Origin of the sequence: Fructobacillus ficulneus (genome assembly GCF_001047075.2) — a bacterium.
Taxonomy (GTDB): Bacteria; Bacillota; Bacilli; order Lactobacillales; family Lactobacillaceae; genus Fructobacillus; species Fructobacillus ficulneus.
Genome location: NZ_DF968005.1, coordinates 140,479 through 149,444, shown reverse-complemented (window position 1 = coordinate 149,444; position 8,966 = coordinate 140,479). Strand labels below are relative to the sequence as shown.

At 46.8% G+C, this 8,966-nt stretch carries 9 protein-coding genes; 1 reads left to right on the top strand and 8 read right to left on the bottom strand.

The window, feature by feature from the left end; all coding sequences use genetic code 11:
- The 5 genes from citF to AOQ29_RS05420 form a co-directional block, all read right to left on the bottom strand.
- On the bottom strand, nucleotides 1-1,092 hold a 1,092-nt coding region (citF, locus tag AOQ29_RS05440), incomplete at its 3' end, for a citrate lyase subunit alpha (protein ID WP_061993499.1).
- Entirely contained in the window at nucleotides 1,082-1,993 is a 912-nt protein-coding gene (citE, locus tag AOQ29_RS05435; RefSeq protein WP_061993498.1) for a citrate (pro-3S)-lyase subunit beta, read from the bottom strand. The genes citF and citE, both read right to left, overlap by 11 nt.
- Complete coding sequence (citD, locus tag AOQ29_RS05430) at nucleotides 1,993-2,286, bottom strand: citrate lyase acyl carrier protein (protein ID WP_061993497.1); 294 nt, start codon at nucleotides 2,284-2,286, stop codon at nucleotides 1,993-1,995. The genes citE and citD overlap by 1 nt, the downstream gene beginning before the upstream one ends.
- 5 nt (nucleotides 2,287-2,291) lie before the next feature.
- Nucleotides 2,292-3,338: a [citrate (pro-3S)-lyase] ligase gene (gene citC, locus AOQ29_RS05425; RefSeq protein WP_061993496.1), complete on the bottom strand. Its 1,047-nt coding sequence runs from the start codon at nucleotides 3,336-3,338 to the stop codon at nucleotides 2,292-2,294.
- Between the two features lie 21 nt (nucleotides 3,339-3,359).
- Nucleotides 3,360-4,514, bottom strand: a complete 1,155-nt coding sequence (locus tag AOQ29_RS05420; protein ID WP_061993495.1) for an NAD(P)-dependent malic enzyme — start codon at nucleotides 4,512-4,514, stop codon at nucleotides 3,360-3,362.
- 299 nt (nucleotides 4,515-4,813) lie between these two features.
- Between AOQ29_RS05420 and AOQ29_RS05415 the strand changes: the two genes are divergently transcribed.
- The gene (locus AOQ29_RS05415) at nucleotides 4,814-5,761 is read left to right on the top strand and encodes a sugar-binding transcriptional regulator (protein WP_061993494.1); all 948 of its coding nucleotides are present in this window, start codon (nucleotides 4,814-4,816) and stop codon (nucleotides 5,759-5,761) included.
- Between the two features lie 337 nt (nucleotides 5,762-6,098).
- Here the strand turns inward: AOQ29_RS05415 and brnQ are convergent, their stop codons facing one another.
- The 3 genes from brnQ to AOQ29_RS05400 all read right to left on the bottom strand — a co-directional run.
- Complete coding sequence (gene brnQ, locus AOQ29_RS05410) at nucleotides 6,099-7,460, bottom strand: branched-chain amino acid transport system II carrier protein (RefSeq protein ID WP_061993493.1); 1,362 nt, start codon at nucleotides 7,458-7,460, stop codon at nucleotides 6,099-6,101.
- Between the two features lie 208 nt (nucleotides 7,461-7,668).
- Nucleotides 7,669-7,899, bottom strand: a complete 231-nt coding sequence (locus AOQ29_RS05405) for a glutaredoxin family protein (protein ID WP_061993492.1) — start codon at nucleotides 7,897-7,899, stop codon at nucleotides 7,669-7,671.
- Nucleotides 7,900-8,044: 145 nt separating this feature from the next.
- Nucleotides 8,045-8,966: aldo/keto reductase (locus AOQ29_RS05400; protein ID WP_061993491.1), on the bottom strand; the 922-nt coding region annotated here is incomplete at its 5' end.

Below are 8,966 nucleotides of genomic sequence, written 5' to 3'. Positions count from 1 at the left end.
ATCCACCATGGCCCCCTTGTTCGCTGGATCAGCGTACCAAGAAGCATCGATTTCTTGTTGGTTAGGATCATCCTTCATTGAGAAGGCGGCTCCCTTATCAAAGTCCTGGACATCCATCACCTTTTGAACCAGCCCTTCCTTGAGCAGGTCAGTCGTCGGCTTGGTAATCCCACCCAGGGCAAAGGAAGCCTTGATTTGCTTTTCAATCATCGATTGACGCAAGAATCGGGTGACCGCTAAGGCCGCTCCCCCACTCCCAGTTTGGAAGGAAAATCCGTCCTTGAAATATGGTGAATGAGTAATGACCTGGTTAACCATCTTGGCAATTTGGAGTTCCTTGGGGTCCTTGGTAAAACGGGTCGCCCCCGAACCAATCTTGTCCGGGTCCCCAACCTGATCAACCTTGACCACGTAATCCACCTGGGTCTGCTTAATTGAAGCAGGCGTGTTTGGGTATGGCTTCAAGTCATCGGTAATCAAAACGACAGTGTCGGCATACTGGGCATCCATTAAGGCGTAGCCTAACGAACCAAAGGCCGTTTCGCCATACATGGCGTTGGCATTGCCCATTTCATCGGCGTTTGGGACACCTAGGAAGGCCACATCAATCTTAATGGCCCCAGTCTCAATTGCCCGTGCCCGGTTTCCGTGGGACCGGAAAACCACAGGATTCTTCAAGGCCCCGTGGGAAACGGCATCCCCCAACGTTCCGCGCATCCCCGAAGAGGTAATGTTCGTGACAACGCCCTTTTCAATCGCTTCAACAACAATATCATTCATAACATTCGTCAAAGACGAAGGTGCCAGGGCTAAGTCCTTGTAACCGGCGTCAATAATTTCTCGCATGACGGCGTTAAAGATAAAGTCCCCTTCCCGGAAATGGTGGTGGAAGGAAATAGTCATGCCGTCCTTGAGGGTTTCATGAACAACTGTCTTCAATGATTCGACCACCTTCGATGGTCCCGTTTGGGCTTTCACCTTGGGAGCCACTCGGTCAATCACTGGGTGACCAAAGTCAACTGACTGAAAACCTTGATAGTTATAATCTGTTAAAATTTCCGCTGGAATTTCACGGTTGACATTATTCTTCAATGTACTGGCCCTCCTGATTTACTAAGTGGTTGGCTTTGGCTAGATTCATCACTCGTTCGGCCCGCATCACAACTGGGCGGTCGACCATCTGGCCGTTAATGGCAATCACGCCCGACCCACGACGTTGGGCCTCTTCAATGGCGGCCATCACGTTTTGGGCGTTTAAGATTTCCTGCTTGCTTGGTTGGTAAACCTGGTTAACCAAGGGAATCTGACGGGGGTTAATCACGGACTTACCGTCAAAGCCGAGTTGGTGAATCAATTCGGTTTCACGGATAAAGCCCTCCTCATCATCGAGGTTGGTAAAGACCGTATCAAAGGCCGCTACTCCAGCTGCCCGGGCAGCATGCAAGATGACGTTGCGGGCATAGAGCAATTCTTGCCCATCCGGGTACCGGTGGGTCTTCATGTCGGTCGTATAATCTTCGGCCGAAAGGGCAATCCCAATCATTCGGTCAGAAGCTGCCGCGATTTCATTGGCATTGACGACGCCCTTAGCCGATTCAATAGCGGCCATCAAGTGGGTTGACCCAACTGGTCGACCAAATTCTTCTTCGGCCGCCGCCACTAACTTTTCCAAGTCAGCGACCATCTCGGCTGATTCCGTCTTGGGCAAGCGAATCACATCGATGCCAGCCTTCACCATGGCCTTAATATCATTTTGGTAAAAAGGCGTGTCCAAACCATTAATCCGGACAACCAATTCGGCCTCGCCGTAGTCAAACCGTTGCAAGGCTTGGTAGACCAGATACCGGGCGGCATCCTTTTCCGCCAAAGAGACGGCGTCTTCCAAATCAAACATGATCGAGTCGGCACCAAAAATGCCAGCATCTTTGATTAATCCCGGATTATTACCCGGCACAAACATCATCGTCCGGCGTAACAGTTCTGTTCCAGCCATTAGAGTACCTCCCATTGGGGTTGGTCAACCAAGTCAAGGGCCCGCTGACAAACCGTTATTGCTCGAGCTTCAATCACGGGATCTAAAGCCCCCTGGTCAACAACTTTCACGAGGGCATCATCAATCTGGTAGGCCGCTAAGACCTTTTCAATCGTTGCCTTGATTTGGTCACCAAATTGCTTGGCCACATCAGACACAAGGGAAAATTCAATTTTACCTTGGCCCTGACTAAGCATAATTTGAATATCAGATGACTCTAAGGTTCCGGCCAAGGCCGTCTTTTTAATTTCCATGGTATTCATCCTTTCAAGATTCGTTCGTGCAAGTCTTGGTAATGATTTTTAATAAACTGACCGGTTGATTCGGGCACCAGGTCGGCTAAACCGTCCAAGTCCCCGCTTTTAATCAAAGCCCGGACGGCACTAGCCGAAATGACCTGGTTGCTACCTGAGACTTGAACTCGGTCAACCTCAATCACGGCTACCTCCGGTGGGAGGCGGGCCTTTAACGTCTGGTTGTAAAGGTTAGTCGTTGGCGATTGTGGTTCAGTGCCGATATACCGCCGACTAATCCCCAATGGTCGGGCAATTTGCTGTTTGAACAGTTCAGCATCCAAGGCCGTCTGGTAACGAATTGTTTCCTCATTACCAGGAATGAAGTAGGCCGGGAATGACAGGTAAGAAACCATGTAGTCCCCACCGCGGGCAACCACCACATTGGTTAAGTCAGCCATTCCCGCTCGAACTAAGTTCAGTCGTTCTGCCGCTGTAAACAAGGAGACGTCCTGGCTAACCACAAAGAGGTAAACCAGGTCGTTTTCTTGGGCTGCTTGTTCAACTAGGTACCGATGGCCCCTGGTAAAGGGGTTGGCGTTCATGACGAGAGCACCCACCCTTTGACCTGGCTGAGCGTGGACCGGTAAGGACCGGCGGAAAGCTTCAATATCCGGCGTCCCTTTTTCTAAAATCAACCCCCAGTCGGTTTTGGCCAGGGTCGTAAAACCAACATGTTCAAAGCTACTTTGGTATTGCGGCTTGGTAAAGACGAAAAGGTGAAAAATGCCGGCCTGGGCTAAGCGGTTTTCCAGTTCAGAAACCAGGCGATTAAACCGGGCACCCGCATTTTGTGTCCCATCGTTGACTACCGCCAAATACTTAATCGTCTGGCCGGCAACCGACCCGGTTCCAACCCACTGCCCCTGGTCGTCAACCAAGACGACGGTTCGGTCAATGGCGGAGATCTCTTGGTCCGTAAAATCAGTCAGACCCTGGTCACGGAGAAAGTCTTGCCAGTGGTTGCGGTTATTGCCAATCGTCAATGATAGGTCTTGGATACTTTCGGTCATCAGGGTCCTCCTTAATTTGTATTATTTTCGATGCTGGTCGGCGTAAGCCAAAACCGCGGCAGTCACGCCAGCCACGACACCCTCGTCAAAGACGCCTGGCACGATTTTTTCCGTATGGACTTCTGATACTTGGTCGGCCAAAGCCTGGGCAACTTGGATTTGCAAATCAATATCCACGTGGTTCAAGCCAGATGCCAACAAGCCTTTGAAGAGACCCGGAAAGGCCAAAATATTATTAACTTGGTTAGCCCACTGGGATGAACCGGTCGCTACGACCGCGGCTCCGCCAGCTAAGGCTTCGTCCGGTAAAATTTCGGGAACGGGATTAGCCAAGGCAAAGATAATTGGGTCAACGGCCATTTTTTCAACCTGGGCCGTCGACAGAACTTTTTCATCAGACAAGCCAATAAAGACGTCTTGGTCAGCAATTACTTCGTCCAATGTGCTTCCCTCAGCTTGGTGGACTTGGCCAGCCAAGTCTTGTTGGAAACGATTGTAACGATTATCACCAACTCGGACAACACCGTCAATATCAACAAGCGTTTGGTTCGTAATTCCGGCTGCTAAGAGCAACTTAGCAGTGGCGACTCCAGAGGCACCAATTCCGTTCACAACCACCTTTAAGTCCGTGAGTTCTTTGCCAACCACCTTGGCGGCGTTAATCAAGCCCGCCAAAACCACAATTGCCGTTCCCGTTTGATCATCGTGGTAAACCGGAATATCAAGTTCACGACTTAGTCGGTCTTCGATTTCAAAAACCTTGGGTGCGGCAATGTCTTCCAAATGAATACCGGCAAAGGATGGTGCCATCGTTTTCACAGTCTTAACAAAGTCATCAACTGAAACCTGGTCCAAGGCCATTGGAATGGCATCAACTCCGGCAAAGTCCTTATAAATTAAGGCCTTGCCTTCAACAATTGGTAGACCCGCGGCCGGACCAACATTGCCTAAGCCTAAAACAGCCGACCCATCAGTAATGACTGGGATTAACTTGCCAGCCATCGTATACCGTTTTTTATCAGCCGGGTTAGCCTCGATTGCCTTAGCAATTCCTGCAACACCTGGCGTGTATGCCATTCCTAAATCAGCTTTGTCTTTTATCTGAAAGGTTCCTGTCACAGACAGGGCACCCTGGTGCTTTTCATGGAGTGAAAAGACTTCATTCATGTCAACCATGATTGTCCTCCTACGTGTTTGAAGACTTCAAATCTAAATCCTAGGTTCATTTTAAGGGGAAAAAGCTTGAAAGTAAAGATTTTATTTGATATTTTTATAAATAAAGCTGTTATTTGTTTATTTTTAAAGATTTTAAATGTTTTACTATCTTTTAATTTGTTTCACTTTTAAAACAATTAGCGGTTTCATTGTGAATTTCAAGAATTATATAGTAGAATTGTTTTAACGATTTATCTTTTAAGCGGTTCTTCACAAGCTTTTAAGAAATCGTGAAAAATACAAGTACAAAGGATGGCACCATGTCCACAACGGATCCCAATTTATTGGCACAAATCTCCGAAGATTATTATTTAAACAAATTATCTTTCGGTGAAATCTCGTCTAAATACAACGTTTCGCGTTATTTGATTAACAAGTATTTAACAGACGCGATCAAAACCGGTGTTGTCAAAATCGAAATTGCTACTTCGACAAACCGTAATTCGCAATTGGAACAAGTTTTCAAGGAACAGTTCCCCGACACCACTTGCTACATCATTCAAGACGATACAACCACGAGCGCCACGGAAGACTTGATTTCCAACTATGCTGCTAACGTTGTTGTGAAGCACTTGGAAAACGGCCCCCACACAGTTGGAGTGACTTGGGGTGACACGATGTATTCTTTGATCGATGCCATCACTTCTAATCCGTTAGACCAAATCAAGTTCACCCAGTTTGTCGGTGAAAACATGAAGTACAACTCAACGGCCGGATCAGTCCGAATTGTCGAACGTGCTGCTAAAAAGGTTGCCGGTGAATTTTTGACTTTGCCAGCCCCTCTTTACCTCGCCAACGACGATGTTCGGAATGGCTTGTACGAAGCAGTTTCTATCAAGCAAACGATTGATTTGGCCAAGGAAATGGATACTGTCCTTACTGGACTAGGAACCATTGCTTCTTTAGAATCAATTTCAATCTGGAACCAAAACATTAACCGTCTCTTCCCTGATGTTAAGCTTGGCGAAGTAGCTGGAATGATCTTTGGTCGCCCTTATGACATCAACGGTCAAGTTTTGAACGTTGGTTCTGATAAGGTTGTTGGTCTTGATATGAATGCTATCCTCTCTGCTCCCAAGCGAATTGGTGTGGTCCGTTCAAAGGCCAAATCAAAGGCCACTCTGGGTGCTTTGCGCGGTGGCTTCTTAACAGACTTGGTAATCTCAGAATCATTAGCTTACCGAATCTTGAACGAAGAAGAAGCTTAAAGTCAGCGACTTAATCCAATTTAAAACAGCCCCGAATTCGAAATGAATTTGGGGCTGTTTTGATTATAAAATATAAAAATTTTAAAATAATATAACAAAACTTTAATTTTGATGGTATACTTATTTCAGATAAATAAATAAGGGTTTTCCCTCTGTATCAAGCCACCGTCTAGTCAACGGTGGCTTTTTCTTTCAGTATATTTTGCAATTGGGTTCAACAACCTTGATAATGAACGATGAAATAGGAAATATAAAAATTTAAAAACCCCGGTAGTCAACACTGAATAATACCTACTAAAAAAATCGAAACCATTCCTGGTTTCGATTTTTCATTTGCTTAATTCTTTTTAGTGAAGATTCGTTGACAGATCAAACCAATGATTAGGCCAACGATAGCCGGTACTAGCCAGCCAAAGCCGGAACTAGCCGCAAAGAAGTGGGCCTGGTACCAACCTTGGTGACTAATATCGCCATCGGTATATGACACGAGGCCACCTAATGACTTGGCAAATGGTGCCTGAGACAAGCCATCAAAGACGGCTGGAATCAACGTCAAACCAACGGTCCAGGCGTAGAGCCACTGTCCCTGACCTAGCCAAGGTGACAAAAGGCTCAACAAAATCAAGACAATTGCCAATGGGTACAAGAACATCAAGACTGGCAAAGCCCAGGTAATAATGTTGTTCAAGCCCAAGGTCGCCATGGCAAAGGCCAAAGTACAGGCCATCGCCAACCAGACCTTGTAAGACAACTTAGGCCAAACTCGGTTTAAATCGTGGGCAAAGGAAGCTAGAGTTCCCATGGCGGTCGTGAAGACAGCGACAGTTCCCATTACGGCTAAGAAGATTTGACCAAAGCGACCAAAGTAGAAGGTCACGACATCCGTCAAGGCAATCGCCCCGTTGGCTGACATTTTAACATGAGCCAATGAGGTCGTTCCTAAGAGAATCAAGCCCAGATAGACAAAGGCTAGGACGGCCATTGAAAGGAAACCGGTCTTGGCCATGACCTTGGCGACATCATTTTCATGTTTGAAGCCCATGTTGCGGATGGCGTTGACAATCGTTACCCCGAAAATCAGGGCGCCCAAGGCATCGACCGTATTATAACCATCGATAAAGGCTGGGGCGAATGAGCTGTGTTGGTAGCCACTCGAAACAACCTGGTGGGTTGACCCCATTGGTGACACAATCGCCAAAATGAAAATCAAGGCCAACATCACCAAGAAGATGGGGTTCAAATACCGGCCAATCACATTGGTCAACTTCTGCGATTGGAGTGAGGCCCAGAAGACGGCCAAAAAATAAACCAAGGCAAAGATGACCAAACCAAGCTGTTGGTGTCCTGAGGGCAACCAATTAGCAAATGAGAAGGAATAAGCCACCGTTGCCGTTCGTGGTGCGACGATGATTGGGCCCAAGCAAAGTTGCAAAGCCACCAAGAACAGCAAGGCTGGTCGCTTTCCCAAGGGCCGAACCAGGTCAAAGACCGATTCCGACTTGGTCACTGCCAAAGCTAACAAGGCTAAAAGTGGCAATAGCACCGCACTCACCAAGAATCCGGCTGTTGCCACGCCCCAATGGCCACCGGCCATCTGACCCAAGTGGACCGGGAAAATTAAGTTTCCCGCCCCGAAGAACATTCCAAATATTAAGGAAAACAGGAGCGTCGCCTGTTTCCAATTTAATTTATTTTCCATCAATAACTCCTACTAGCAAAGGCCTTTGAACGCCACTGCGTTCAATTCCAGAGCAAAAAACAACACTAAAAATTTTACAGGAATTTGACTGACATAGCTAGTGAAATTTTGGTAACAATCTAATTAATGGCAAAGAAAAAACGCTGACTGACAGCGTTTAATGAAATAATTGGACTTATTGAATAGAATCCAATTGGGTTTTAATCTCTTAACTCAAACTTTGGGCATATTCGCTCAGTTTCTTTGGTGAAAAACCAAGCCAGTCGCCAATCGATGATTCGACAATCGGTGTCCGCTTCTTACCTTCCGCCTTAAATCGGTCGTAAAGGTCCGGATTCTTGTCCAAAGAGATTTCCTCGTAGTCCACCTTCTTGGTCTTGAGATACAACTTTGTAGCGGCACATTCCGCACAGGTCCGCCGTGTATATAACTTTAGCATTGCGACTCCTTTCCAAATGAACATAAACAGTAATTGGTGTAGTCCTTATTTTAACTCAATATCCTGTTTTTACAAGGTTAAACGTCGAAATATAAAAAACAAGACCAAATTGGTCTTGTTTTAATTTTAATAATATTGATTGCTATTAACCGGCAATAATCTTTTCGATGGCGGCTAATTCATCGGCCGTGAAGGCCAAGTTCTTAGTGAATTCCAAGTTGTCCATCAAGTGGTCAACGGAAGAAGTTCCAATCACAACGGAAGCCACACGACGGTCCTGGAGCAACCAAGCCAATGACATTTGGCTCAAAGTTTGGTTTCGGTTAGCAGCCAAGTCGTTCAAAGCGCGGAGCTTAGCAGACAAGGCATCGCCGCCCTTTTCAAACAAGAAGCCGTTGGTCTTGTGCACTGGGAAGTCGGCTGGAATACCATCCAAGTAGCGGTCAGTCAAGAGACCTTCGGCCAAGGGACCGTAGGCGAAGAGACCGGCATGGTGTTCGTCCAAGACATCCAACAAACCAGAATTCTTCTGTTCCTGGTTCAACATGTTATAAGAAACTTGGTTTCCAATAAAGGGCGTACCCAATTCCTTAAAGATTTCAGCAATCGCCTTGGTCTGTTCAGCAGTGTAGTTGGAAACCCCAACGTACAAGGCCTTCCCTTGGTGGACCAAGGTATCCAAAGCACGGGCCGTTTCTTCCAAGTTGGTGTTGGGATCGAAACGGTGAGCATAGAAGATGTCGACATAATCCAAGTTCATCTTTTGCAAAGACGTATCCAAGGCATTAATCAAAGTCTTGCGACCAGAGAATTCCCCCATTGGCCCAGGCCACATGTGGTAACCGGCCTTGGTGGTAATCACCAATTCGTTTCGGTAAGGCTTCAAGTCAGACTTGTAAACTTGACCAAACGTTTCTTCGGCAGTCCCATTGTTGGGACCGTAGTTAAAGGCGTTATCAAATGAAAAAATTCCTTGGTCGAAGGCCTTCAAAATCACCTTGCGAGAATTCTCCAGGGGCATCGTGTCCCCCAAATTTCGCCACAAGCCAAAGGAAACGGCTGGGACA

Coding starts and splice junctions, on each gene's coding strand:
- citC (WP_061993496.1), bottom strand. CDS start 3,338: ATGACCGAAAGTATCCAAGACCTATCATTGACGATTGGCAATAACCGC.
- brnQ (WP_061993493.1), bottom strand. CDS start 7,460: ATGGAAAATAAATTAAATTGGAAACAGGCGACGCTCCTGTTTTCCTTA.
- AOQ29_RS05405 (WP_061993492.1), bottom strand. CDS start 7,899: ATGCTAAAGTTATATACACGGCGGACCTGTGCGGAATGTGCCGCTACA.
- citD (WP_061993497.1), bottom strand. CDS start 2,286: ATGGAAATTAAAAAGACGGCCTTGGCCGGAACCTTAGAGTCATCTGAT.
- AOQ29_RS05420 (WP_061993495.1), bottom strand. CDS start 4,514: ATGGTTGACATGAATGAAGTCTTTTCACTCCATGAAAAGCACCAGGGT.
- AOQ29_RS05415 (WP_061993494.1), top strand. CDS start 4,814: ATGTCCACAACGGATCCCAATTTATTGGCACAAATCTCCGAAGATTAT.
- citE (WP_061993498.1), bottom strand. CDS start 1,993: ATGGCTGGAACAGAACTGTTACGCCGGACGATGATGTTTGTGCCGGGT.